The organism is Pseudoalteromonas neustonica (assembly GCF_001653135.1).
In the GTDB taxonomy this organism is placed as follows: domain Bacteria; phylum Pseudomonadota; class Gammaproteobacteria; order Enterobacterales; family Alteromonadaceae; genus Pseudoalteromonas; species Pseudoalteromonas neustonica.
The window spans coordinates 44,741-67,846 of sequence record NZ_BDDS01000017.1 but is presented as its reverse complement, the minus strand read 5'-3'; the positions used below and the strand labels follow the sequence as shown (position 1 = coordinate 67,846).

The following is a 23,106-nucleotide window of genomic DNA, read 5'->3' as shown; positions in this document are numbered from 1 at the left end:
TTTGGGGTTAAATTACAAATAGGTTTGGTGTGAGGTTTTCTTTTGCCGTTTTGCAAAATACAAAATGTGCATATTCAATTGAATCAGTTTTCCATGGGCATTCAGGGTTAAAGCCCGGGCGCTTGTGGTGAACAAACACAGAGTGCAGCGGCATGGTTTGCCACATTTCAAAACGCTTTTGTGTGCCCAACCAATTAAGGCGTTGCAGCATGATCACTAAACCGTGTGGTTTAACATACGTAAGCGCGTTGTTTAAAAACTCTTGAGAGATACTAAACGGTGGATTAGTGATCACAGTGTCGTACTGCTCTTGCCCTTCACAACTTAAAAAGTCGTGCCCTTTTTTACTGGCGCGGCTATCTGTACGAATATCCCAACTTTCAACATTAAAATAACCATGGGTATTTAATACAGCTGGGTAGCTCATTTCGTACTTTTCACAACCGCCAGCGCTTGGGTCAAGTATGTCGTTACCCAAAATTAGTGGCGTTTTAGCATGTGGGCTTGCAGGATTTACAGCGTCTAAAAATTCACTGATCAACCAATGAGGCGTTACGTAATAATCATCTTTGTTACTTATCGTGCCACGATTTCTTGAGCTCATGATCAATCCCTAGTGTGCTTGCGCTGGTTGTTGCGGTTTTTTAGTAACGCTGAAGTCTCGCTTTTGTAAAAAACGAGCTGGTGACATAGCATTAGCATCTACAAATGCGGTTACTATTTCTTGAAGTTGTAAAACAGCTTGGTGAATTTGAATGCGCTGTTCTTTATTAAATTCGTGATAGCTTTTTTCGGTATCCGCTTTAGTTAGCCCTGCCGAGTAACACACGATCACTTGCTGCTTTTTAGTTAAATGTCTGTACACGTATTCAGCTGTGTGGCGGTCGCTGCCCAGTAAGGCTTTAATCTTTGCAAGACCATCAGGTATAGGTTTAGCATCAACTGATTTCAGTGATACTTTTTTAGAATGCTCGCCTACTTCAGTGCTAGCGCGATTTTTTAAAATTTCGAGTGCTGCATTTGACATGATTACCCCCTAGTTATTTACTTGCTGTTGGTACTGGGTTCTAAACGCTATTAGCTCGTTAATGCGGTAATAGTTACTTTTGCCGAACTGCACTGGTTTTGGAAAGTTGTCTAGTTTATTAAGCTTCCAAAACTTGGCATGTGCACAACCCATAACTTCCATTGCCTCACGGGTGTTTACTAGGCGGTCTTTTTGCTCTTCAAGCTCAGCACGTAGTTGATTGTTTTCTTGCAGTAGCGCAAACAACACCGCTTTTGCGTCTGGGTGAATATCTAATAAGATGATTTGTTGTTCAGTGCTCATGCTGCATCTTCCTTGTTGCTTTTTTGATGATCGGCCAGTAAATCGTTTACCGATACTTCACCGTTAGTAAGTTCTGAAATACGCGGAATGTATTTCGCTGGGGCTTGGCAGTGACGGTTAATCCAGTACCAAATAATGTTTTGTTTTGTGCTTAACAACTTGGCGGCTTTTGTTTGCCCACCAATTATTTCTATTGCTTTTGCTACGGCACTCATATTTCCTCCAAGTAGTATTTATCAATTAAACCGATAATAGATATCAATTTAACCGATGTCAATATCGATTTAACTGATTAGACAAAATAAAATAAAAAGGCAATAATCAGTAAATATCACTTTAAGCGATTTTTAATGTTAGGAATTTAAAAAATGGATTTAGGAAAAAGAGTAGAAAAAAGACGTGTTCAGTTGGGGATGACTCAAGCACAGCTAGGCTTAATTGCAGGTTTAGCACAAAACTCTATTCATAATATTGAATCAGGCGAAACTAAACGCCCCCGTAAGATTGATGCTCTCGCCCAAGCTCTCAATTGCACACCAGAATATTTACTATTTGGAATTGGCGAAATCCAGAGTGATGCAAAAAATATAAATAACAACGTTGTGCCAGGGCCAACAATTAAAGCTACAGCACCACTTATCAGCTGGGTGCAAGCCGGTGCTTGGTCAGAAATAAGTGAAATTAAAGCGTATGATGCAGAGCGTTATATGTGCCCGGTTAATTGCAGTGATCTAACCTTTGTCTTAAAGGTGCAAGGTGTGAGCATGGAACCTAAATTCCATGAAGGTGATTTGATTTTTGTAGACCCTGAAGCCGAATGCATCCACGGTTCGTACGTAGTAGCCCGCCTAGACGACGACAACCAAGCCACGTTTAAACAGCTCATTATCGAAAGCGGCCACAAATTCCTAAAAGCCGCCAACCCCAACTGGCCAGAACAACTAATCCCAATTAATGGTAATTGCACATTGGTGGGAAAAGTCATATTTACGGGTAAGTCGCTTTAAAATATAAGGATAATACTATGGATGATTTATACTTTTACGCAAATGTTAAAGTTGATTATGTTAATGATGTTTATAATAAGCTAACTAACGATGCGCCGTGTCCTATTTGTAAAACGGGCATTCTTAGTTTTTTAGCTGCAGACGATGAGCTCTTAACTGTTACCCAGCAAAAAGCGCACTATATTAAACAGGGCGATAAATTAGAGTCCGTAACATTCCCCACCTATACATTAATTTGTACCACGTGTGGTACTCAGCAGTCTATCAATGCTAATATAATTTTAGATGCAGCCGACGAAGAAAACACCAAAGCAGTGTTACGTGCCGCCGCGAAAGGAGGTAAAAAATGACGGCTAAAGTTATCCGTATATCAGATTTGGATGCTAATATACGGAATAAATCAGGCAACGGCGGTGGTGGCGATATGGAAACAAGAATAGCAAAGCTTGAATCAGACGTTGAATATATCAAACGCGACATTAGTGAGATTAAGGTCGATTTAAAAGACCAGCGTAGCGACTTTAAAACTGAAATGGCATTATTACGCGAAGGATTTAAAGCTGAGATGACTGTGTCCCGTAATGATTTTAAAGCCGATATGACATCATTTCGGAATGAATTTAAAACAGAATTATCAACAACTCGTAGTGATTTTAAAAGTGATATGACTGCTGTTAAAGCTGACATTAAAGATATGAAAAAAGATATCGTCGAAATAAAACTTCAGCGCTCTGAAATGAAAGCCGATATGATAAAGTGGGGAGCTGGAATAGTTTTTTCCGCTATTGGAGTAACTCTAGCATTTATAAAGTTTGCTTTAAATTAAGTTACTGACACCTTAAAATTTGAGAATAAGTAGTGAGGCACAGGCTTAACCCTGTGCTCTATCTATTAAGAATTTAATTTTCTTTCCAGCATCTGGTTTACTCAATAAATCTTGCAAAGTATTTATTAATGATTCTTTATCTGCACAAGTAATTGACTTATTAAAATAATCTATAGTTACCGGATAACCCTTTTCACCATATTTCCACTCACATAACTCCTTATCAAAGGAATTTTCTGGTGATTGATTAAAAGCTACCATCGCCATGTATTTTCTCGATTTACGACCGTAGACTGTAGCTAGTGCATTAGTTATGAAATCGCCTTGATCAATATCGGTTCGATTTTCTAACTTAATACTAACCTTACCACTGGTAAAAGTTTCAATATCACTTTTTAATTGCTCAATCACAGAGTCAATTTCTGTTCGGTTTTGCTGCTCTTCTTCGGCATGTGAAATACCTGATTTTAAGGACTCTTCAAAATTAAACATTTACTTTCTCCAATTGAGTGAAAACAGGTAAGTGGTCAAAATGCAAATTTGTATTTTTGACTAGTGCCAAGATAACTTCAGTCCCTATTAAAGACTCTTCACTTAGTAAGCTCCAGCCTTGATCATTTAAAAAAATTGATGAAACAATGATCTGATCAAATAAATGCCAATTGCTTGATACTCCAGACTTATAAAAATAACTACCGCAAAAACCTTCACATTGTGACATACCAAGTTTACTCCAAAATGGATTATAAAAAAGCTCCTTTTTTTTTCTTACTTTAAGTTTATCTCTAGAAGCTAAAAGATATGCGCTCAAAGACTCCTCAAAAGGTTCAGCATTAAAGTCTCCCATAAGAATCACTTTATCTTCACTTAAATTATCAATATTACTTCTAATAGTTTTAGCTAGTTGATTTCGCACTGTGTCATTATAACTCTGAAGCTTACTTGGCCAATGAGCCACAATAACATTAATTAATGAACCACATTTAGTTTCAATAATTAAACTATGCCCCGCTCTGTAATTTCTTCCTAATTCCGAAAACACTAAAATTTTTTGATTAAAAATCCTTACATTATTAGCATTATAAATATAAGCCTGAGAAAATTGCCCTCTACCAACTTGTTCAAAACAATCTATAATGTCGTAGGGAGTACCCAATAGCAGTGATTTAAAGTACTCAATATCCGAAGGCGAAACTTCCCCAATACCTAAAAAATCAATTTTTTTCTCAATTAACATTGAGGTTATCGCCTGCCCAGCAATAATTAGATTTTCTTCATTATTTTTATTTTTTCTAACTTTTCCAGTCGGTGATAAGCTAGTATTCCACCAGGCTAACGATAAGCTATCTAAAAGATTTCCATCGTCTTCAATACTACTTTCCATATAAAATAATCCGAAAATAAAGACTTAATTCAATTAAAAATAATACCTATGTTGATTTTTTAATTTTCCATTGAAGGCAAAGGTACTCTAAGTTTATATAAGCTGATTGATTTCGTTTTTTTACTTCAACAATATAAGATCTTAGATAATCATGAATATTCAAAACCATTGATGAAAGGGAACTATATAAGAACTCTTCATCATAAATATTATGCCTAACCCCTGCGGCCATTCTTTCTAACTCATTTAAAACTATTCTTATGGCATTAGCTTCATTTGTACTCATATCTTTTATTGCGTATTCTGAAACTGGTTTGTCTAGCCTATTATCTAAAAGTGCAGCCAAAGTTTTCAATGAGTCTTGAAATAGCTTATTTTCGCTGAGTCCTTGAGAGAAAGACAAAGACTTTTCAAGCCTCTTCTCTTGTTTTTGAACTTTAATACCATAAAGAGCAACTAGTGCAGCTAATGGTATTGTAATTGGCGCGATAGCCGCAACTTTTAGTAAAAAATCATACATATTTAATTTTAGTCTACAGAGCTATTGAGTTTAGATTAATTACAAACGTTGGTATGGTTATCCGTCTTTTTGCCATACTGACTTTGCTTTTTTTAATGCCTCTTTATACTCAGATTTTCTTTCTTTTGAAAAGAGGCTTTTAATTGTGCTCTCTAAGTCAAAGATCGATTTTATGTGTTCTTTGCATTGTTGATTCATTAAAAAGAAACCAAATATGAAGGATTCTGTAAGTTTTGTTTTATCTGGCTCATATAATAAATCGCTTTTTTTTAAACTATCACATAGGTTCTTAGATTCTTCCTTTATCGCTTCTAAATAATAATCAGGATACTTATCAAGATGAGAATCAACTCTATTAGTTTCAAATGGCCTGTCATTTTCAAATGGACGATCCCTATTTAACTCATCATAAGTAACCGTATTGACTTGGTAAAACAGTTTTGCCTTAGATTCTTCGAGAAGTTCTGTTAAATCAATTTTGTACAGGCAAATCCCTCCCCTATCCGGTGCTGTATTAACTGAGGTGGGAAAGTGCTCAGGCCATTCATCAAATATCCTCTTTAACGAGTCATCTAAAGATTTACAAACCTGTGTGTTTATTTCTTTTACCTTATTATTGTATTCAGTAATTAATTCTTGATTCATATAATTTCCAAGTAACCTAAAGTCTTTAAAGAAAGATAGTTTTTTTAATTTAAAATATTAAAGCTAATAAACTATTTCTCTACAGTGTAGTTAGTTTCATCAGGTTCTGTTAGTGTTCGGTCATAGCGTGTTACATCAAAATGCTTTTTATAATCAAAATCATGCAAATTAGCATGGATAATTTCTCTATGAGGTATAGATATTAAAAATTTGCTTATATCTGAACCCTCATGCTTTTGAATTTTTTCTAGTACTGGCTTGTAGTCAATTAGATAGATAAGATCTTTCTTCTCATCGTCTCTATAACCACTGACAAGAGGGAGTACATTTAAGTCGTTACTGTCTATTCCGGTTTCAACCACATAACCTATATAAACTTTACTGTTCGATAAAGTAAATGCAACCGGTAGCCCTTTCTCCCAAGAACTGAAAATTATTGATGAGAATTCAGGAGTTGAATCTTTTTTTGCTGCTAATTTCCATGTTTCATAAAGTAGGTTTTTTTGATATGCAGCTCTTTTGATTGCTTTTGGAATTATGTAGGATAATAACAGTGTCATTAAATAAACAGCAATGAGGTTTATTCCACTTGGGGTATTGCTCACTTCTGGCATTAATATACTTAAAAACTTTTTAAAACTGCTTCCTAATGTTCTGCCAAACTCTGTTACTCCAAATACTGAAACAATAATATAAGAGATACAAAACAGTCCTAGCCCCCAAGAGGCCGCTAACAAGAAGGTATGGTAACCTTCGGACTTTTTATAATCCGTTATTGTAAAGTAAGTCCTATTACAAAACAGGTGTCCTGCGATTGTGATAACGAGGATGAAAATTACGGTAGGTTTTATCATTATTTTTTTCGAGTATGAATAAACAGCACCATATAGGTGCTGTTTTAGGTGCTAGGTATGGCTTCTTTTGCCTTTTTCACTTGTTGCTGTACAACAGTACTATTGACGAGTGAATCAATATCAACAATAAAGTAACTAGTACCTGACATTTTCACTGATATTTCATCTTTTTTAATTTGAGTAGTGTCACTACCTGATGGCTTTACTATTTTACGTTTTAAAATTCCCATAGATACCTCCTGATACTACTTTTTACCTATACTAAAGCAGCATGTCTACAGCCACTAAGTACACTTATCATATTTGGTAGCATAGTACTAAATGAGAGCTATAGCAATACATAGGTAGACACAACAATACACGAAAATACATGAAAGCCGAATTAAACAAATTTTATTGACCTTGTTTGGCTTTGGCTAAAAGCGCTTTATATTTAATAGCGTTTATTCGGCTAAATACTGAATTAGATATTTTTTTGACGTTACCTGCTTTTATATCTTCATCTAATAAACGCAAAAACAGTGATGTATTTTTCATGGCATTACCCTTTTTTATCTGTGAGCCCCATAACCTAGGCCTTAACAGTACTATTTATTTTACTTTGTTTGATTCATGATCACGGTTGTTTGTAGTCACTCTGAGGCTTTTTACAGTTTTCTCTAAACGCTTTAATAATAGTTGGATCGGTTGTCACAACTTTTACAAAAAGAAGTGATTCCATAGCAGTAAAGTAATAAACATTGTTACATCACCTCTTTTGAAGATCTAATGTTATTGCATCATCAATTAGCTGGCAATAAAGCTCGTACCCTTCTGCTTGCTCTTTTATCCAGTCGTGTTTGTTGTATACGGCCATTACTCCGCGCATTGTGTGGCCTAGCATTTTTTCGGTTACGTGTGGTGCTACGCCATTTTCACTAAGCAATGTTGATATTGATCGGCGGGCATCGTGAGGTAGAAACTTAGGCGTTTTGTATTTTTCAAACAAGTGATCCCACATTCTACAGCAATACCGATTAATGCTGTGGGTGGTCATTGGTTTGTTTGGTTTACTGCCCGGTATTAAATACCCGCTGCGACCATATACCATGGCAAGGGTGTCTAAGATGCTTTTCATCTTGCTTGATATTGGCCGGCGGATGGCTTTATTTGTTTTTGAGTTTTCGGGCGGTACTGTCCAAATGTTATTTTCAAAATCAAAATGCTCCCACTTGGCTAAACGAACCTCTGATTGCCGTGCACCCGTTATATAAATTAGCTGCAAACATGCTTTGGTTGCTGGCGTGGCTTTTGAGCTTTCAATTTGTATCCAAAGTTTTGCAATTTCGTCAAAGCGCATTACTCGCTGACCTACCGATGATTGCTCGCCAATATCGTTTACGTTTAAGGTTAACACTGGGTTGAATGGTTTTATATCACCGCGTTTTTCAGCCCACCCTATTATAGATTTTATACGTACTAATATAGCACCTGCGGTTTTGGCGCTACCCTGTACTTTTACATTATCAAAGTATTTTATCCAATCTTTGATGGTCATTAGATCAAGTGGCTTGGCTTCATCATTTAAAAATGGCACAACCCATTTGCTGACTTGATGTGTATAAAGGGTTTGGGTTTTTTCTTTTAGGTCTGGTACTTTTTTTTCAACCCAATCGGCTGCAACCTTTGCCATTGTAGGTAAACCTTTGGCTTCATTGCGCATAAGTTTTAGCTCTATGCGTGGGTCTTTTCCTTGGCTGAGCCAGTTTTGAAAATGGGGTATGTAGTCTTGTGCTTGTTTAATGGTTAAACCAGGATAGCGGCCAAGCGAGATAATGACCTGCTTGCTATCAACACGACAACGGTATTGCCATGTGATTGTGCCTTTAGCTGATACCCTTACACTTAAACTATCTCTGTGCGATAATACGCAAGGTGTTTGATTTTTATCTAGCAGCTTTCTTAATTTAGTGTCGCTGATCGCCATTTAATTTTTTATACACAGTTAGCAAAAAATTTATACACGATACTATACACACAATGCGCAGATTGCAACATACTCGAAAATACAAGAACAAATGAAAGCGCAATAAAAACCCGCATAAATAAAGGGCTAAGAGACAGAATGAGCGAACCAACATATTACGAAAACCAACCTACGATATACTGGCACGATTATGAGACCTGGGGAGCGAGTCCGCAAAAGGATAAGCCTAGCCAGTTTGCAGGGATTCGGACCGATCTTGATTTAAACATTATTGGTGAGCCGTTGATTGAATATTGCAAACCGGTGGCTGATTATTTACCGCACCCTGAGGCGTGTTTGATCACAGGCATTACCCCGCAAGTGGCGATGCAAAAAGGTTTAGTTGAAGCTGAGTTTATTGCCAAGATCCATGCTGAATTTAGTGTGCCTAATACCTGCGTAGCTGGCTATAACAGCATTCGTTTTGATGACGAAGTAAGCCGTTACAGCTTTTACCGTAATTTTTACGACCCCTATGAGCGTGAATACAAAAACAATAATAGCCGCTGGGATATTATTGATTTAGTGCGCGCTTGTTATGCGCTTCGCCCTGAAGGTATTGAATGGCCGCTCAAAGAAGATGGCAGCCCAAGTTTTAAGCTGGAACATTTAACCGTTGCCAATGGCATTGAACACGCCGCTGCACATGACGCGTTAAGCGATGTAACCGCCACTATTGCCCTAGCTAAACTTATAAAAGACAAGCAGCCTAAACTGTATAACTTCTTTTTTGGTTTACGTGGTAAAAAAGCCCTAGCTGAATTAGTAGATGTGTTTAACATGACGCCACTGGTACATACCTCGTCACGTATACCTGCTACACAAGGGTGTACAAGCTGGATTGCACCAATGAGCTTTCATCCAACCAATAAAAACGCGGTAGTATGCTTTAACCTAACGGAAGATCCGCAAGTGTTACTGGATTTATCAGTTGAAGAGCTGCGTACGCGTCTTTATACCAAGCGCAGTGATCTTGCAGAGGATGAACGACCCGTTGGTTTAAAGCTAGTGCATTTAAATAAGTGCCCTATTTTAGCACCTGCTAAAACATTATTACCTGAAAATGCAGCCCGTTTAGGTATTGATCGCGAGCAATGCTTAAAAAATCTTGCGATTTTAAAAGCCAATTCAACACTGCGCGATAAAGTGACTGAAGTGTTTAACGATAAGCCCGATTACGGTAAAACCACCAATACCGATTACATGCTATACGACGGCTTTACCAGCCATGCTGATAAAGCTAAATTTGCCATTATCCGAGATGCCAGTCCTGAGCAATTAGCGGGTATGAAGTTAGATTTTGAAGATAAGAAGTTCGATAACTTACTATTTAAGTACCGCGCTCGTAACTGGCCACAATCACTTAATCAAGATGAACTCGATCAATGGCGTCAATATTGCCAAAACAAGCTAATGCATGGTGAAGATCAACCCTCGATCAGCGCACAAGATTTTATGGTAACCCTTGAAAATCTGGCCCATGAACATGACGATAATGAAAAAAATCTGACTATTTTAAAAGCGTTGTATAACTACGCACAGAGTATGTAAGCGGTAAGCGGTAAGCGGCTTGATCTTAATAAATAAAGCGCCTTCGTCTATATGATTTAAGGCGCTAAGCTACAATTAAAGCTATTACTTTTTATGCAGTGTTTCAATACGTGCTAATAAGCTTGAAGTATCAAAACGCCCACCACCGAGTGCTTGTACGTCAGCGTAGTACTGATCAACCGTTGCTGTCATCGGTAGCGTTGCGCCATTACTTTTCGCTTCATCTAGGGCTATGCCTAAGTCTTTTCGCATCCAATCTACTGCAAAACCAAATTCGTATTCACCTGCCCACATGGTTTTGTGGCGATTTTCCATTTGCCAAGAACCCGCCGCGCCTTTTGAAATAGTTTCAATTACCTTTTCACCATCAAGGCCCGCTTGTTTTGCAAAATGTAAGCCCTCTGCCAAACCTTGCACAACACCTGCAATACAAATTTGATTAACCATTTTACATAATTGACCAGAGCCCACTTCACCAAGTAATTGGCTAAAGCGACTAAACGCTGCCATGATAGGCTGTACTTTTGCAAACACTACCGCATCGCCACCAGCCATTACCGTTAATACGCCATTTTCAGCGCCGGCTTGGCCACCCGATACTGGCGCATCAATAAAGGCAATATTTTTAAGTGCTGCATTAGCCGACACTTCGCGCGCCACTTCTGCCGACGTTGTTGTATGATCCACTAAAATAGTGCCCGTTTGCATACCTGCAATCACGCCGTCTGCGCCATATACAACTGAGCGTAAATCATCATCGTTACCTACACACATAAATACAACATCTGCATTTTCAGCGGCTTTTGCAGGCGTTAATGCCACCTCACCGGTGTACTTTTTTGCCCATTGTTGTGCTTTCTCTGTGGTGCGGTTATATACCGTTACATGGTGGCCTGCAGCAGCTAAATGACCTGCCATTGGATACCCCATAACGCCTAAACCGATAAATGCGACTTTCATTGACATAAAATTGACCTATTTCAGTGGTAACTTAAAAAGATAATTTGATTATCTCAACCGAATAGACAAAAAGCGAATGAAAAAGTCTTCATTACATTTCTTCATGGACGAGACAAAACAGGAAACCTATGGATAGCATATATCAATTCAGCGCCCCACTTTATAATGGCGAAAACTTTGATCTGAGCCAATTAACAGGCAGCACTATTTTAATTGTTAATACGGCCAGTAAATGTAACTTTTCAGTGCAATTAACAGCGCTTGAAAAGCTGTACCAACAATATAAGCATTTTGGTTTTACTGTGTTGGCCTTTCCGTGTAATCAGTTTGATTACAACGAACCAATAAATAACCCTGATATTAAAGACTTTTACCAACAACAGTTTAATGTTAGCTTTCCTGTGTTTAGTAAAGTAATGGTGAATGGCCCTGAAGCTCACCCATTATTTAACTATTTAAAAGCACATACCCGAGGAATAGCACAAAACCGTGCCATAAAATGGAATTTTACTAAGTTTCTAATAAACTCTGAGGGGCAATTAGCCGTGCGCTACGCACCGCGCACTAAACCCGACACCTTAAAACAGGTAATAGAGAGCACAATTAATGACGCAACTAACAATGGCGCTTTTCAGTTCGCAAAAGTATGAACAAACATCTTTTGATGCCTGCTTAAAAGATCAAACAGACATCAAATTAACCCATTTTGAGCAATCGCTCGATGCGCAAACAGCCATACTTTGCCAAGGCTTTGATGCGGTATGTGTATTTGTTAATGATGTGGTTGATAAAACCGTCATTAAACAACTCGCACACAACGGTATTAAATGTATTCTACTGCGCTGCGCGGGGTTTAATAACGTTGATTTAGCTGCCGCAAATGCACATAACATCAAAGTATGCCGTGTGCCAGCCTACAGCCCAGAAGCAGTTGCTGAACATTGCATCGCATTAATGCTCACTTTAAATCGTAAAACCCATAAAGCATATAACCGCATTCGCGAAGATAACTTTGACTTAAACGGCTTGCTTGGCTTTAACTTATTTAAAAAAACCATTGGCGTAATTGGCTGCGGGAAAATTGGCCTAGCATTGGTTAATATACTCAATGGCTTTGGTGCAAATGTATTGGTTTGCGACCCTTATGCAACAGAGGGTAATTACACCCTATGCGATATAGACACTTTACTCACCCAAAGTGATGTTATTTCACTGCATTGCCCATTAAACGAAAGCACCCACCACTTAATTGATGAAACAGCATTTAGCAAAATGAAAACTGGCGTTATGCTTATTAACACCTCACGCGGCGCATTAGTCGATAGTAAAGCATGCATTAGCGCACTTAAAAGTAAGAAACTAGGCTACTTAGGCCTTGATGTTTACGAGCAAGAATCAGAGCTATTTTTTAAAGACCGTCGTGACGAAATCATGCAAGACGATATATTTTCACGATTGGTAAGCTTTCCTAACGTATTAGTCACCGGGCACCAAGGTTTTTTTACCAAAGAAGCACTGACTGAAATAGCCCAAACCACTATTAATAACGCGATTGAGTTTGCTAATAACCAGCCGCTGAGTAATGAAGTTAAATAAGGTTAGGTGCTAGGTCAAAGATAAAAGGTTAAAAACCAAAGCACAAAAAATCAACCACGTGAACTTTGCTAAGCCTGTTAAGTTACATCGGCTTCAAAAAAGGACAGGCATATATTTCAACCCCGTTGGTATTGCGCATAAATTGTGACTGTCCTGTTTTACACGGGTAGATTAAATGTATTAATGATTGAAAATAAGAAGGTTGAATTACAATTCGAAGAACTACGAGGCTGCTTGATGTCTGAAGTCAAGATTTGACCTCAAGGCTTTCAATTCGAAGAACTACGAGGTTGCTTGATGTCTGAAGTCAAGATTTGACCCTCAAGGCTTAAAAGGCTCTTTTAAAATTTGTTCGAATGGAACAGACTCGGACATAGAAAGCCATAGACGTAAGGAACAACACATTTTACGTAAGTGGCTGTTTGACGGCAAAGATGTTGAGTCATGTGCAATATGTAAAAATGAATTCAGCGTTAGCTCTTTGGTCACTGCGCATAAAAAGAAAAGGTCCAAGTGTTCTTTTAATGAAAGAATAGACCCAAATATTGTAATGCCCTTGTGCAAATTTGGGTGTGACCATTTATATGAAATTGAAGCATTAAAAATTAAAAATAATATTGTAATTTCGAATAGCAAACTTGTACAAACCGTTTTTGAGCAGTCATATATTAATTCAGTTTCTGATAGAACCATTAAATCAAAATGGTTAGAGGGAGAATCAGGGTATTTCTCACAGTAAGAAACTTGAAATGACACCCATCTTAATTTCATCGGAAGTAAAACAACAAACGCATCGATTGAAATCAGCAGCAAGTGAACATTTTAAACATAATCACGGTTTCATTCTCCTTAGCTCAATCCATAAACGCAGTCACCTAAATTACAGACATAAAAAATAGTGCCTTAAGGCAATAGTTGACGTTTTAATTGAGTGTGAAAAAACTAGGCCAGTAGTTTCTCGCTGTTACTGACGTTGCTACGCCGTTTTCTGTTCAAGAAAACTTAACAAACTTTAAAATGGCTGTCTTTTTTGTTTTCATTTTTTTGTTTTCACCTTTGTCATATGTTCAAATAACCTACAGTAAGTATAAAATTTATAGCTGGCAATAACTTACACTATTTGCTATTAATATAGCTCATAAAATAAGGATGTCTTCGGGCTAAAATAAGGAAGTGTCCTCTGATAAAGCTGTTATGTTTTTAAGAGAGTTTATAGTTAATGTTTAACAATAAAAAACTGATTACATTTTTCTTTTTTATAATGCTAGTTAACTTCAATGCAACTTATGCTAGTGATATAGAAAGTCTTCAGCTCATCCAAATACTAAAAGATGATGTTAACGATGTTGATGGTTTAGGTAATCCTAGAAGCGTTAAAGTTCTTTCAGATAATTCTAAGGTTTTTGTTTCTAGTGGAGACGATAATGCTTTAGCTGTTTTTAATTTAGACGAGAATTTTAATCTAACCTTCAGCCAAGTGTTTAAAAATGCCTCTACCAACATAAATGGTTTAGAAGGCGCCTCTGGTGTTACCTATTTTGATCACGGTAATCAGGTAGTCGTTACTGGATTCTATGACGGTGCCTTAACAAAATTTTCTAAAAGTAATAGGAGTTACCGTTTTAGTCAATTTATCAGTGACGGTCTAAGCTATGACAGAGTATTTGATAGTGATGTGCCTGTGGGTGAACTGGATAACTTTGGCCTTTTAGGCGCTTGGGATATAGTCAAGACTACCAACGAAAAGCAACTCTACGTTGCAAGTTATATGAGTAACGCTATTTCTATTTTAGATATAATGTCGGATAAAAAGATTAGTTTGAATAGAGTAGTAAAAGACGCCAAGCCACTTAGCAATGACTTGGGAAAACCTATTGCAGTAGCTTTATCTCCATTAAATAATGAATTATATGTTCTAGGTTTTGATGGTCATCAATTAACCATTTATGATAGAAGTGTCAGGGGCGACTTATTGGTGAAACAAGTATTAAAAAATGGCGTTGCGGGTGTGAAGCAATTTATTAACCCACAAAAAATGGTTGTCTCACCAAATGGAAGATTTTTGTATGTTGCTTGTTCAGGAAGTAATTCTCTTGTTGTTTTTCACAAACTGGATACTGGACAATATGCATTTTTACAGGCAATAAATAATTCGGATATTGGCGGATCTGGCCTAGAGGGAGCAAGTAGCTTAGCGATATCGTCTGACGGCTTAAAAATATATGTAGCTGGGGAGTCGGGTAGCGGCCTATATTTATTTAGCGCGAGTGCTGATGGGCGACTTAGCTATAAGAATAAATTATTAAGTGTTCATGATAATAAATTAAATAGAATTTCATCTATAACTGTTACCGATGATAATCGTCACTTATTGGTTGCGACTGGTAAAGGTAATTCGTTATTTGTATTTAAAATAAAGACACTTTAGATATCTGAAGTAAAAACAAACCTTAGTCCGCTTAATATAGCGTTGTAGCTGTAGAATTACTCTTTTTTAAGAAAAACAGCCTGTTTTATGGGTTCCAAATGCATTACCTAATGCTTTAAAAAAGCTTAGAGTTAATACAGGAGCTCGTTTTTTATTGAATTTGGCTGTTGGAGTTATTTTACAGCCTCGTTATATTGCTACATAGGCTCAGTCTACTTTCAGCTCTGGAGAATAAATGAAAAAAGGATTTTCGGATATATTTGAAACGGACTCAGTATTTAAGATTCTAATTTTATGTGTGCTAACTATAGGCTCGTATTTAATTTATAAGCTCTATCGTTTCACAAGCCAAATTAATCAACATACCGAACTTAAAATACCTAACTTATTTATTGCAACAGCCGTTGTTTTATTTATTATTTCATTAGGTAGTTTAATTTATAGTTTAGCTAATTATCATGACCTTACTATTCTAAAAAGCTCAATTGGTATTCATGCTATATCTAGTGCTTTCGATGTAACTTGGGTTATCATGGTACGTAATCGTATTAATTTAATTGCGGGCTCTAATAAAGGTGACAATCTTTGGTTAAATCCTTTTATTACATCAATTTTCCATGTTATTTATATGCAACATAAAATCAACCAAGGATTGGCTAAAAACGCAATATAAAAGGCAGAAGGGGTCAAATCTTGACTTCAGACATTAAAACCCTTAATCCCTGCAATTGACAGACTTCTGACTGTCAGCTTTGGTAAAGCTCAGTTAATCGGATCTGACAGGTTAAGTTAAAACTTCATCACATAGGTCCCTTAAATACGTCTACTTACATTTTACGAATAGCGTTTAGTTTATTTATCTTGTTGATCACACCTAAATCAAACAGTTGTTCCGCTGTAGACTTGAGTAATTGGGTTTCCTCTGGCGTTCTATGTTCTTTAATGATTAAGTTTGCATAGCTAATTTGCAACCGATTTATTACGCGGCTTTTCTTCCTGCATTCAAAGCATTTGATTGCATGTGCATCAATCCAAAACCTTAATTGTTCAAACCAGTATTGCTGCTCTTTAGCAAAAAATATAAATGATCTGTGACAATCGACACATTGCTTTTATATATCAATGTAGAGATTTCGTGGGTATATACAATAACGTTGCTGTTCGATAGCTACGGGGATCGCGCGTCTCTGATAGATAGCGCATCCCCTAATATCACCAATGGGTATTATCAATTTCTTGGTTTGTAAAACTAAAAACTAAAAAACTGACGGCTGACGGCTGACGGCTGACGGCTGACGGCTAAACTATCAACCAAACGCGACATTGGCAAACACAGCGGTCATCAATATTGGGCATACAAAACGAATATACTGTGCAAACCAATAACGTACACCACTTGCAGCTTTATGCAATTGATTACCACGGCGCCATAACCAACCCACAGTGATAAAGTAAAACAAGCCCATCAGCGGTAATTGATACTGTGTTAATACCATAATCACTAAACCGAATAACCAATCAAAGTTAAAAATAATCAACGATGATGCTGTAAGTACTGTAAGGCTTACTAAAAACGTCGCTTGTTTACGCTCTACTTGATGGTTTTCGACGAGAAAAGCCACCGGAATTTCGGTTGATGAAATTGTTGAAGTAAGCGATGCAATCGACATCAATACAAAAAATAGTAAACCAACTAACAACCCGACTTCACCCATGGTATTAAATAACTGCGGTAAAATTGCAAAAATTAACTGCCCTTCGCCCACCAATTTACCATCACTAAATACTTGAACGCCATTGTGCTGCGCCACATAAATGGCAGGAATAATTAATAAACCGGCTAAAAACGCCACCCCTGTATCTAGCAATGCTACCGATGCGGTTAAACGCGGTAAGTTAGCATCAGGCTGTAAGTACGAGCCATAAATCATCATACAACCCACACCCAGTGACAACGAAAAGAACGCCTGCCCCATTGCCGCAATAATTAATCCTGGGTCGAGTATTTGGCTAAAGTCAGGGACTAAATACGCAGCAAAGCCATTACTAGCGCCATCAAGCGTTGCTATATAAGCAATTAATCCCACCAGTAAAACCAACAACATAGGCATTAACCTGCGAGACCAAGTTTCAATCCCAGATTTAACTCCTTTGAGAATAATGCTCGCGGTGAGTAACAGCATCAGTGGCGTAAATATAAAATTACGTGCCATCGAGTCGGTTTTTAAAAACGTGCTGATTTCAGTAAACCCTAAAAATAGGGCTATAGGCTCAAGCGCGTAGGCAAGCATCCATCCAGCTACAATGGAGTAAAAGCTAAGCATCACAATAGCGCCTGCTAAGCCTAGGTAACCCGCAGCAGCACCTACTTGTGGCGCTTGCTCTTGCCATGCATTTCTGAGTGCTTTTACAGGATTAGCTTGCGCTTTATGACCTAAATATAACTCAGTATATAAAGCGGGTAATGCCAATAAAAATATTACAATAAAGTAGACTAGTAAAAATGCGCCGCCGCCATGATTTGCAGCTTGCGTGGGGAACCCCCAAATATTACCTAATCCTACCGCAGCGCCAGACGCTGCTAAAACAAAGCCAAGGCGGCTTTGAAAACCATCACGCGATTGTGCCATACATCTACAAATCTGTTATTATTTTTCATTATTGTGAATTAAACCATATTTCACAGTCACTGAGTAATAAATTTGCCTTGGCTTAAATAACCAGTGCACATTCGCACAAAATATAAACATGTTTATTCTTTTATCTCTTTAATTGTGGATTTTATGCCGGCGTTATTTTTTCAGCAGCAACTAGTCATTACAAAGCACACGATGCAGCCACTCAATACACACACTATTTTATTATGTGATGCCCAGCATTTAAATATTGATAAGTTCGATTTAAATACGCTATTGAGCCCTTTTGAACTCGCGGTGATCACTCGTCGTAAAAGTAACAAAGCCAAGCAAGAATATTTAGCTACTCGACTGCTGCTTAAGTATTTAGTAAAACAAAGCTCCCCAGAGTTTGCCAAGTTACCAGCTCATCATATTAGCTCTGAATTTGACGAGCCTAGCAGTAAATTACTCATACATATAACGGGCAGTAACACCGTGTTTAGCAGTTGCCTGTCGCACTCAAACGGTTTTGTCGGTGCCGCGCTGAATATTGAGCGAATTGAGTTTGGTTTTGATATTGAAAAAATAAGCACAAAGCGCCCATTTGAAAAGCTCGCAAAGCATTTTTACCACCCTGATGAAGTAAATTTAATAACGCAAAATCAACAACAAGGCGCTGAGCGATTTTTTAGAATATGGACCTTAAAAGAAGCACTCGCTAAAGCCACCAGCCAGCCGATTGCAAAATTGCTTAGTCCCAATGTGTTTGATCAATTAACGCAGGCTCATTTGCGCGCTGTAAGCTGCCAATATAATGAGTTTGATGTGAGTGTAGTCAGTAATCAGAGCACTGACTGGCAGTGCTCTGTGGTAAATACTATCGACCAATTACGCGGCGTTTTGAACTTCTAATAAGCGGCTATGAATGGCTTGTACAACGCGATCCGATTCAGCTTGTTCTACCAAAAAGCATAAGTTGTGCTTACTAGCACCATGGCAGATTAAGCGAATATTAAAATCACTTAATACGTTCATTAAATTCATTTCGTGCTGACGTAATTGAATTTGTGAGCCAATCAGCGCCACTAGCGTTAAATTGTTCTCTACCGAGACATGGCAAAACTCTGCTAATTTATCTAAACAGTCTTGATCAAGCTCAGGACGCGATGCATTTGGCGCGTTATCCAATGTAATAGCCACGCTTATTTCTGACGTGGTAACTAAATCAACCGAGATGTTAAACTCGCTTAGAATCGTAAACACGCGCGCTAAAAAGCCGCTGGCTAATAGCATTTCAGGGCTCTTAAGCGTAAGCAATAACTGGTTTTTACGCTGTGTAACTGCACGAATACCTGGCAATTGTGATTTTTCACGCTCAATCCACGTACCACCACGCTCTGGTTCACGGCTCGAACCTACAAAGACGTTAATGTGACTACGGCTTGCTGGTAAAATAGTCGCAGGATGTAGCACTTTAGCGCCAAAAGTTGCCATTTCTGCCGCTTCATCAAAACTTAAGCGCGCAATCGGTGTTGCTTTGGCACATAAACGTGGATCAGTGCTAAATATACCTACCACGTCCGTCCAAATATGCACGCTTTTGGCGTTAATTGCCTCGGCCAATAATGCTGCGCTGTAATCTGAACCGCCACGGCCAAGAGTGGTCGTTTGACCATGCGCATCACTGCCTATAAAACCTTGTGTGACAATAACATGCTCAGCTAATAGTGGGAACAAATGCTCTTTCGCAGCCGCAGCGGTGGCCGCTACATCTGGTGTAGCCTTTGAAAACTGGCTGTCTGTTTTTAATACTTGGCGCACATCAAAACGAATTGCGTTTAAACCATTCAAACGCAGCACCTGAGTAAATAAATACGACGATAAGCGCTCACCAAAACTCAGGAGTTCATCTTGTTGTTGTTTTGATTTAACGCCTTCACTGGCTAAAGCTTGAAACGCTTTAATAGTTTCGTCAAAGCCATGGGCTAAGTCCGCATCAAGCGATAGTTCATTTAAAATAGCTTCTTGAATGGCTAACACGCCGGTGATGTTTTCTGCGCGCTCACCCATTGAGATATCTTTTTTACACAATGCAACAAGGTGATTAGTGACACCTGCACTGGCACTTACAGCCACTACGCGTACATTGTTATCGGCTACAATAATTTCACTGCAACGACTCATAGCGTCAAAGTTGGCCACACTGGTGCCGCCAAATTTTGCTACTACGTGATCTGTTTTTTGGTTTTGTGCTGACTGTTGCGCGTTATTAGCAGCTAATTGGGTATTCATGTCGTCTCCTTTTGTGGCATTCAAACCACGGTAATACAAGAAGAACTTGGCAAGGGGGTGCTCGATAAGAAAAGTCCACTGCCAGAAGCTCTCCACCTAATTTGGTGACAGTTTTGAGGATTCAGCCCCATAAACCGAAAAACCACTGTGACGTGCAGTTGTTTTCCTCGGCGAATATTTCCCTCCTTAATGGTCGTTGGCAGTCGTCGCCTCACATTAAGTACCTAAATACCGCACCTCTTCTGAATGTTAGATTAATTGCATTTTATAATTGCCAATTAAAATAACAAAGCCCACATAAAGTGGGCTTTGAAAGTTATCGTTTAGACGTCTAGCTGTCAAGTTGTTTTAATTAATAAAGGTCATTAAATAAAACTACCTGCTAAATATGAGCCCATATAACCGATTGTATACGCTATTAATAAATACAACGACATACGTAAATAACTTAAAAATGTGAGTGCTTTTACTTTACTCATCGCAATAATACCTGCCGCAGAACCAATAATAAGCATTGAGCCGCCCACACCAGTTGCATACGTGAACGACAACCATTGTTGCGGACTCATGACTATTTCAGCTTTAAGCAGCGCAGCAGTCAGCGGGACGTTATCTACCGCAGCAGAGAGTATACCCATTAAGTAGTTTGCATACTCTGGTGCCATTAACTCATACAAATTCGTAAACTTGCTTAGCATACCCACTTCTTTTAGCGCACCAACAAGCAGTAGTACACCCACAAAAAACAGCAGCGTGTCGTATTCAATTTCACGAATGTAGTCGATGATTTTTTTGTTGACGTCTTTTTTGCGCATTAAAAATTGCGCCGTCAAAAACATTAACGATAAACCAAACAAGAACGTTAACAATGGAGGTACGTGATACATCACACTGAGTGTCAGCGTTGCAATAATCGTCGATAAGAAAATAACGGCAATGGTTATATCCGTTTTTTCAATTCGGCGATCTTCTTGCTTAGTAAACTGCACCGCACCGTTTAACCCAAATGACAGCATAACGGCCAATAAAGCAACACTAAATAATGCAGGGGCAATTAACAGTAGTAAATTTCCAATACTGACTTTACCATCAAGGAAAATCATCAAGGTTGTTACGTCACCAGTAATTAACGACACACCACCAGAGTTAACACTGAAGATGATTAACGTTGCGTACTTAATCAGTTTTTTCGGGTCCAGTTTTAACGACATAACAACGGCCAATGAAATTAGCGTCGCGGTAATGTTGTCTGAAATCGACGAGAATAAAAATGAAAAGCCACCAATCAAGAACATTAACTTTCGCTCGCTAATCGAGCTTGGCATGATCTTGTGCACAATATTTTGGATAAAACCTTTAGAGTTTAAATAGGCAACAAAGGTCATTGCAGCCATTAAAAACAACCATAATGTGGCAATCTCTAAAATATTGTGGTCAAGTTGGTGTTGTACACTTTCGGGGGTTTGCCCGTTTAAAGGCGAGATAAATAAGATAATCCAGCATAAAGTACCAAAGAAAAGCGTGGTTTTGGCCTTGTTTACATGGATAATATCCTCTATAACGATGAGCACGAATGCAAGCGCTATCAGGGTTAGGATAATTGCAGTTACCATGGTGTTTGAACAACCTTTATAAAAATGTAAAAATTGTATACTAGGTGTCAGTAATCGACACGGCGCGCAGTCTAGCACCAAAGGCTGTGTAAAACTATTGCCAATTTAATATTATATAAGTAATTGCTGTGTCCAAATAACACAGGTACACAGCACTCATTAGATTTTTTGGAGCTTTATGATCCCAGCTAAAAAGTTGCTAAATACCCTAACCGAGCACTGGGGAATGTTAGAGCTGCTATTTAAACGTTTTAAAATGGCCGATTTTAGCCTAAAAGACGTACAAAGTGCGATCAAACAAAAACAACCAACGTGGTCAAACGAACGGATCTATAAAGAAACCAATCGGCTTTTAAACCAAGATATTATTATTCCCTTGGCAAAATCATCTCAGCTTGAAATTAACCGTGCCATTGCAGATTTCGCCACCTTTTTATTACAGGAAGAGCATTTAGGCCTAGCACAAGAAATTAGCGTATTGGTTGAAGATTTAGCACGCCTAGGTAACCGTTTAGATAATGCCGGTAGCATTGAAGACTACGATGAGATGCGCCGCTTTAGCCGCATTATGGATGATCGAGTGCGTAAAATAATGAAATTATTTGCCCACAATGAAAACGCCATTTTAAACATAGTCGAACAAGCTAAAGCCAATAACGCAGTGCAATCACTGCAAAAGCGCTATAAAGCCGTCATTGAAGCATTTGACGAGTACATAGAACCAATGCTTGAGATGGTTGATATTCGTGGCGATTTTCATGCGTGTTTTAGTACCATTGAAACACAAATAAGTACGCAAATTGAGTACATAGAGCGCTCAGGCAAAGCCTACCAAGACAAACGTATGCTAGAGCAACTGCGCACCCGCATTTTAGAGATGCACCTAGTAGGTCGCGAAAGCTTACGTAAAAGTGCCGATATGCTGATGCCACTGCGTGAAGAGTTGCGCCGCAATAATATGATCACTCGCCAAGCGGCAAAAGTGCTGGGATTGGTGCGTAAAAATGGTGTTGATAATATGCTAAGTGCAGTTCAACCTCACTTTGTATCTGACACGCAACGTTTTTCACTCGGGCAACAACGCCATATCATCGCTTATATGGCCACTTTAACGGAGTTTGAGCACAGCGAATATGAACTACCCGACCAAAACGATGTGCCTGCTTTTATTACCCCTAATATTCCTGATTACAACAATGTAAAAGCGAACTTTAAAAAGCGCTTTAATGCGAAGCGTAAAAAACCACAACCATTATTAAGCTTTTTAGGGGAAAGCTACCCTGACCTTGAAGCAGACGAAATGCTATTTTTATATCAAAAGCTAGTAAGCGACACTGATATTGAAATAAATCAAAGCGATAAAAAAATGCGCGTTAAAATCGCAGGACAACATTTTTCACTCTTTCCTTTTAATACAACACCCTTTAATTCTAACCCTGTTGCATCTTCACAATCATCAACAGGAAATGAGTAACCG

The 23,106-nt window shown here is 38.3% G+C and carries 27 protein-coding genes and 1 riboswitch; of the genes, 10 read left to right on the top strand and 17 right to left on the bottom strand.

Annotated elements, in window-relative coordinates; all coding sequences use genetic code 11:
- Positions 1 to 7 precede the first annotated feature (7 nt).
- Genes A7967_RS17655 through A7967_RS17640 form a run of 4 tightly spaced genes read right to left on the bottom strand, consistent with a single transcriptional unit; the run spans position 8 to position 1,545 of the window.
- Positions 8 to 604: a hypothetical protein gene (locus tag A7967_RS17655; protein WP_064435933.1), complete on the bottom strand. Its 597-nt coding sequence runs from the start codon at positions 602 to 604 to the stop codon at positions 8 to 10.
- A gap of 9 nt (positions 605 to 613) precedes the next feature.
- Positions 614 to 1,027 carry a hypothetical protein gene (locus tag A7967_RS17650; RefSeq protein ID WP_064435932.1) on the bottom strand — a complete coding sequence of 138 codons (414 nt, stop codon included), beginning with the start codon at positions 1,025 to 1,027 and terminating at the stop codon, positions 614 to 616.
- Between the two features lie 9 nt (positions 1,028 to 1,036).
- A complete protein-coding gene (locus A7967_RS17645; protein WP_064435931.1) occupies positions 1,037 to 1,330 on the bottom strand; it encodes a helix-turn-helix transcriptional regulator in 294 nt (97 codons plus the stop codon).
- Entirely contained in the window at positions 1,327 to 1,545 is a 219-nt protein-coding gene (locus A7967_RS17640; RefSeq protein ID WP_064435930.1) for a YdaS family helix-turn-helix protein, read from the bottom strand. Before A7967_RS17640 ends, A7967_RS17645 begins: the two co-directional genes overlap by 4 nt.
- Before the next feature lie 153 nt (positions 1,546 to 1,698).
- Here A7967_RS17640 and A7967_RS17635 point away from each other — a divergent pair, with 153 nt between their 5' ends.
- Genes A7967_RS17635 through A7967_RS17625 form a run of 3 tightly spaced genes read left to right on the top strand, consistent with a single transcriptional unit; the run spans position 1,699 to position 3,163 of the window.
- Complete coding sequence (locus tag A7967_RS17635) at positions 1,699 to 2,337, top strand: LexA family protein (RefSeq protein ID WP_064435929.1); 639 nt, start codon at positions 1,699 to 1,701, stop codon at positions 2,335 to 2,337.
- Positions 2,338 to 2,354: 17 nt separating this feature from the next.
- Positions 2,355 to 2,687 carry a hypothetical protein gene (locus tag A7967_RS17630; protein WP_064435928.1) on the top strand — a complete coding sequence of 111 codons (333 nt, stop codon included), beginning with the start codon at positions 2,355 to 2,357 and terminating at the stop codon, positions 2,685 to 2,687.
- Complete coding sequence (locus A7967_RS17625) at positions 2,684 to 3,163, top strand: coiled-coil domain-containing protein (RefSeq protein ID WP_064435927.1); 480 nt, start codon at positions 2,684 to 2,686, stop codon at positions 3,161 to 3,163. Before A7967_RS17630 ends, A7967_RS17625 begins: the two co-directional genes overlap by 4 nt.
- Before the next feature lie 45 nt (positions 3,164 to 3,208).
- On the opposite strand, the gene A7967_RS17620 is transcribed toward A7967_RS17625, so the two are convergent.
- The 8 genes from A7967_RS17620 to A7967_RS17590 all read right to left on the bottom strand — a co-directional run bounded on the left by A7967_RS17620 (position 3,209) and on the right by A7967_RS17590 (position 8,532).
- Positions 3,209 to 3,655: a hypothetical protein gene (locus A7967_RS17620; RefSeq protein ID WP_064435926.1), complete on the bottom strand. Its 447-nt coding sequence runs from the start codon at positions 3,653 to 3,655 to the stop codon at positions 3,209 to 3,211.
- Positions 3,648 to 4,547: an endonuclease/exonuclease/phosphatase family protein gene (locus A7967_RS17615; RefSeq protein ID WP_064435925.1), complete on the bottom strand. Its 900-nt coding sequence runs from the start codon at positions 4,545 to 4,547 to the stop codon at positions 3,648 to 3,650. Before A7967_RS17615 ends, A7967_RS17620 begins: the two co-directional genes overlap by 8 nt.
- Positions 4,548 to 4,593: 46 nt before the next feature.
- Positions 4,594 to 5,067 (bottom strand): DUF4760 domain-containing protein, encoded by a 474-nt coding sequence (locus A7967_RS17610; protein WP_064435924.1) that lies wholly within the window; start codon positions 5,065 to 5,067, stop codon positions 4,594 to 4,596.
- Positions 5,068 to 5,124: 57 nt separating this feature from the next.
- A complete protein-coding gene (locus A7967_RS17605; protein WP_064435923.1) occupies positions 5,125 to 5,712 on the bottom strand; it encodes a hypothetical protein in 588 nt (195 codons plus the stop codon).
- A gap of 71 nt (positions 5,713 to 5,783) precedes the next feature.
- Positions 5,784 to 6,449: a hypothetical protein gene (locus A7967_RS17600; protein WP_157756422.1), complete on the bottom strand. Its 666-nt coding sequence runs from the start codon at positions 6,447 to 6,449 to the stop codon at positions 5,784 to 5,786.
- Between the two features lie 161 nt (positions 6,450 to 6,610).
- The gene (locus tag A7967_RS17595) at positions 6,611 to 6,796 is read right to left on the bottom strand and encodes a hypothetical protein (RefSeq protein ID WP_064435921.1); all 186 of its coding nucleotides are present in this window, start codon (positions 6,794 to 6,796) and stop codon (positions 6,611 to 6,613) included.
- Positions 6,797 to 6,959: 163 nt separating this feature from the next.
- Entirely contained in the window at positions 6,960 to 7,103 is a 144-nt protein-coding gene (locus A7967_RS23045) for a hypothetical protein (RefSeq protein ID WP_157756421.1), read from the bottom strand.
- Between the two features lie 211 nt (positions 7,104 to 7,314).
- The gene (locus A7967_RS17590; protein ID WP_064435920.1) at positions 7,315 to 8,532 is read right to left on the bottom strand and encodes a tyrosine-type recombinase/integrase; all 1,218 of its coding nucleotides are present in this window, start codon (positions 8,530 to 8,532) and stop codon (positions 7,315 to 7,317) included.
- 138 nt (positions 8,533 to 8,670) lie between these two features.
- Here A7967_RS17590 and sbcB point away from each other — a divergent pair, with 138 nt between their 5' ends.
- Positions 8,671 to 10,122, top strand: coding sequence for an exodeoxyribonuclease I (gene sbcB, locus A7967_RS17585; protein ID WP_064435919.1), 1,452 nt, complete (start codon positions 8,671 to 8,673; stop codon positions 10,120 to 10,122).
- Between the two features lie 84 nt (positions 10,123 to 10,206).
- Here the strand turns inward: sbcB and A7967_RS17580 are convergent, their stop codons facing one another.
- Entirely contained in the window at positions 10,207 to 11,088 is an 882-nt protein-coding gene (locus tag A7967_RS17580) for an NAD(P)-dependent oxidoreductase (RefSeq protein WP_054205676.1), read from the bottom strand.
- A gap of 122 nt (positions 11,089 to 11,210) precedes the next feature.
- Between A7967_RS17580 and A7967_RS17575 the strand changes: the two genes are divergently transcribed.
- The 4 genes from A7967_RS17575 to A7967_RS17555 all read left to right on the top strand — a co-directional run bounded on the left by A7967_RS17575 (position 11,211) and on the right by A7967_RS17555 (position 15,779).
- Positions 11,211 to 11,732, top strand: coding sequence for a glutathione peroxidase (locus A7967_RS17575; protein ID WP_054205675.1), 522 nt, complete (start codon positions 11,211 to 11,213; stop codon positions 11,730 to 11,732).
- Positions 11,689 to 12,678, top strand: coding sequence for a 2-hydroxyacid dehydrogenase (locus A7967_RS17570; protein ID WP_054205674.1), 990 nt, complete (start codon positions 11,689 to 11,691; stop codon positions 12,676 to 12,678). The genes A7967_RS17575 and A7967_RS17570 overlap by 44 nt, the downstream gene beginning before the upstream one ends.
- Positions 12,679 to 13,897: 1,219 nt before the next feature.
- Positions 13,898 to 15,106, top strand: coding sequence for a beta-propeller fold lactonase family protein (locus tag A7967_RS17560; RefSeq protein ID WP_054205672.1), 1,209 nt, complete (start codon positions 13,898 to 13,900; stop codon positions 15,104 to 15,106).
- A gap of 235 nt (positions 15,107 to 15,341) precedes the next feature.
- Positions 15,342 to 15,779, top strand: coding sequence for a hypothetical protein (locus A7967_RS17555; protein WP_054205671.1), 438 nt, complete (start codon positions 15,342 to 15,344; stop codon positions 15,777 to 15,779).
- A 154-nt stretch (positions 15,780 to 15,933) separates the two neighbouring features.
- Here the strand turns inward: A7967_RS17555 and A7967_RS22540 are convergent, their stop codons facing one another.
- Both A7967_RS22540 and A7967_RS17550 read right to left on the bottom strand, forming a co-directional pair.
- Positions 15,934 to 16,188, bottom strand: a complete 255-nt coding sequence (locus tag A7967_RS22540) for a zinc-ribbon domain containing protein (protein WP_231659057.1) — start codon at positions 16,186 to 16,188, stop codon at positions 15,934 to 15,936.
- Between the two features lie 225 nt (positions 16,189 to 16,413).
- Positions 16,414 to 17,736, bottom strand: coding sequence for a sodium-dependent transporter (locus tag A7967_RS17550; protein WP_054205670.1), 1,323 nt, complete (start codon positions 17,734 to 17,736; stop codon positions 16,414 to 16,416).
- Positions 17,737 to 17,889: 153 nt separating this feature from the next.
- Between A7967_RS17550 and A7967_RS17545 the strand changes: the two genes are divergently transcribed.
- Positions 17,890 to 18,636: a 4'-phosphopantetheinyl transferase family protein gene (locus A7967_RS17545; protein WP_054205669.1), complete on the top strand. Its 747-nt coding sequence runs from the start codon at positions 17,890 to 17,892 to the stop codon at positions 18,634 to 18,636.
- On the opposite strand, the gene lysC is transcribed toward A7967_RS17545, so the two are convergent.
- Together lysC and nhaD are read right to left on the bottom strand one after the other, a co-directional pair.
- A complete protein-coding gene (gene lysC / locus A7967_RS17540) occupies positions 18,613 to 20,016 on the bottom strand; it encodes a lysine-sensitive aspartokinase 3 (protein WP_054205668.1) in 1,404 nt (467 codons plus the stop codon). The two genes, A7967_RS17545 and lysC, sit on opposite strands and share 24 nt — an antisense overlap.
- Positions 20,017 to 20,093: 77 nt before the next feature.
- Positions 20,094 to 20,266, bottom strand: a riboswitch (Lysine riboswitch).
- A gap of 115 nt (positions 20,267 to 20,381) precedes the next feature.
- Complete coding sequence (gene nhaD, locus A7967_RS17535) at positions 20,382 to 21,629, bottom strand: sodium:proton antiporter NhaD (protein ID WP_054205667.1); 1,248 nt, start codon at positions 21,627 to 21,629, stop codon at positions 20,382 to 20,384.
- Between the two features lie 178 nt (positions 21,630 to 21,807).
- On the opposite strand from nhaD, the gene A7967_RS17530 reads away from it, so the two are divergent.
- Entirely contained in the window at positions 21,808 to 23,103 is a 1,296-nt protein-coding gene (locus tag A7967_RS17530) for an MksB family condensin complex protein (RefSeq protein ID WP_054205666.1), read from the top strand.
- The last annotated feature ends 3 nt before the right edge of the window (positions 23,104 to 23,106 follow it).

Coding starts and splice junctions, on each gene's coding strand:
- A7967_RS17655 (WP_064435933.1), bottom strand. CDS start 604: ATGAGCTCAAGAAATCGTGGCACGATAAGTAACAAAGATGATTATTAC.
- A7967_RS17650 (WP_064435932.1), bottom strand. CDS start 1,027: ATGTCAAATGCAGCACTCGAAATTTTAAAAAATCGCGCTAGCACTGAA.
- A7967_RS17645 (WP_064435931.1), bottom strand. CDS start 1,330: ATGAGCACTGAACAACAAATCATCTTATTAGATATTCACCCAGACGCA.
- A7967_RS17640 (WP_064435930.1), bottom strand. CDS start 1,545: ATGAGTGCCGTAGCAAAAGCAATAGAAATAATTGGTGGGCAAACAAAA.
- A7967_RS17635 (WP_064435929.1), top strand. CDS start 1,699: ATGGATTTAGGAAAAAGAGTAGAAAAAAGACGTGTTCAGTTGGGGATG.
- A7967_RS17630 (WP_064435928.1), top strand. CDS start 2,355: ATGGATGATTTATACTTTTACGCAAATGTTAAAGTTGATTATGTTAAT.
- A7967_RS17625 (WP_064435927.1), top strand. CDS start 2,684: ATGACGGCTAAAGTTATCCGTATATCAGATTTGGATGCTAATATACGG.
- A7967_RS17620 (WP_064435926.1), bottom strand. CDS start 3,655: ATGTTTAATTTTGAAGAGTCCTTAAAATCAGGTATTTCACATGCCGAA.
- A7967_RS17615 (WP_064435925.1), bottom strand. CDS start 4,547: ATGGAAAGTAGTATTGAAGACGATGGAAATCTTTTAGATAGCTTATCG.
- A7967_RS17610 (WP_064435924.1), bottom strand. CDS start 5,067: ATGTATGATTTTTTACTAAAAGTTGCGGCTATCGCGCCAATTACAATA.
- A7967_RS17605 (WP_064435923.1), bottom strand. CDS start 5,712: ATGAATCAAGAATTAATTACTGAATACAATAATAAGGTAAAAGAAATA.
- A7967_RS17595 (WP_064435921.1), bottom strand. CDS start 6,796: ATGGGAATTTTAAAACGTAAAATAGTAAAGCCATCAGGTAGTGACACT.
- A7967_RS23045 (WP_157756421.1), bottom strand. CDS start 7,103: ATGAAAAATACATCACTGTTTTTGCGTTTATTAGATGAAGATATAAAA.
- A7967_RS17590 (WP_064435920.1), bottom strand. CDS start 8,532: ATGGCGATCAGCGACACTAAATTAAGAAAGCTGCTAGATAAAAATCAA.
- sbcB (WP_064435919.1), top strand. CDS start 8,671: ATGAGCGAACCAACATATTACGAAAACCAACCTACGATATACTGGCAC.
- A7967_RS17580 (WP_054205676.1), bottom strand. CDS start 11,088: ATGTCAATGAAAGTCGCATTTATCGGTTTAGGCGTTATGGGGTATCCA.
- A7967_RS17575 (WP_054205675.1), top strand. CDS start 11,211: ATGGATAGCATATATCAATTCAGCGCCCCACTTTATAATGGCGAAAAC.
- A7967_RS17570 (WP_054205674.1), top strand. CDS start 11,689: ATGACGCAACTAACAATGGCGCTTTTCAGTTCGCAAAAGTATGAACAA.
- A7967_RS17560 (WP_054205672.1), top strand. CDS start 13,898: ATGTTTAACAATAAAAAACTGATTACATTTTTCTTTTTTATAATGCTA.
- A7967_RS17555 (WP_054205671.1), top strand. CDS start 15,342: ATGAAAAAAGGATTTTCGGATATATTTGAAACGGACTCAGTATTTAAG.
- A7967_RS17550 (WP_054205670.1), bottom strand. CDS start 17,736: ATGGCACAATCGCGTGATGGTTTTCAAAGCCGCCTTGGCTTTGTTTTA.
- A7967_RS17545 (WP_054205669.1), top strand. CDS start 17,890: ATGCCGGCGTTATTTTTTCAGCAGCAACTAGTCATTACAAAGCACACG.
- lysC (WP_054205668.1), bottom strand. CDS start 20,016: ATGAATACCCAATTAGCTGCTAATAACGCGCAACAGTCAGCACAAAAC.
- nhaD (WP_054205667.1), bottom strand. CDS start 21,629: ATGGTAACTGCAATTATCCTAACCCTGATAGCGCTTGCATTCGTGCTC.
- A7967_RS17530 (WP_054205666.1), top strand. CDS start 21,808: ATGATCCCAGCTAAAAAGTTGCTAAATACCCTAACCGAGCACTGGGGA.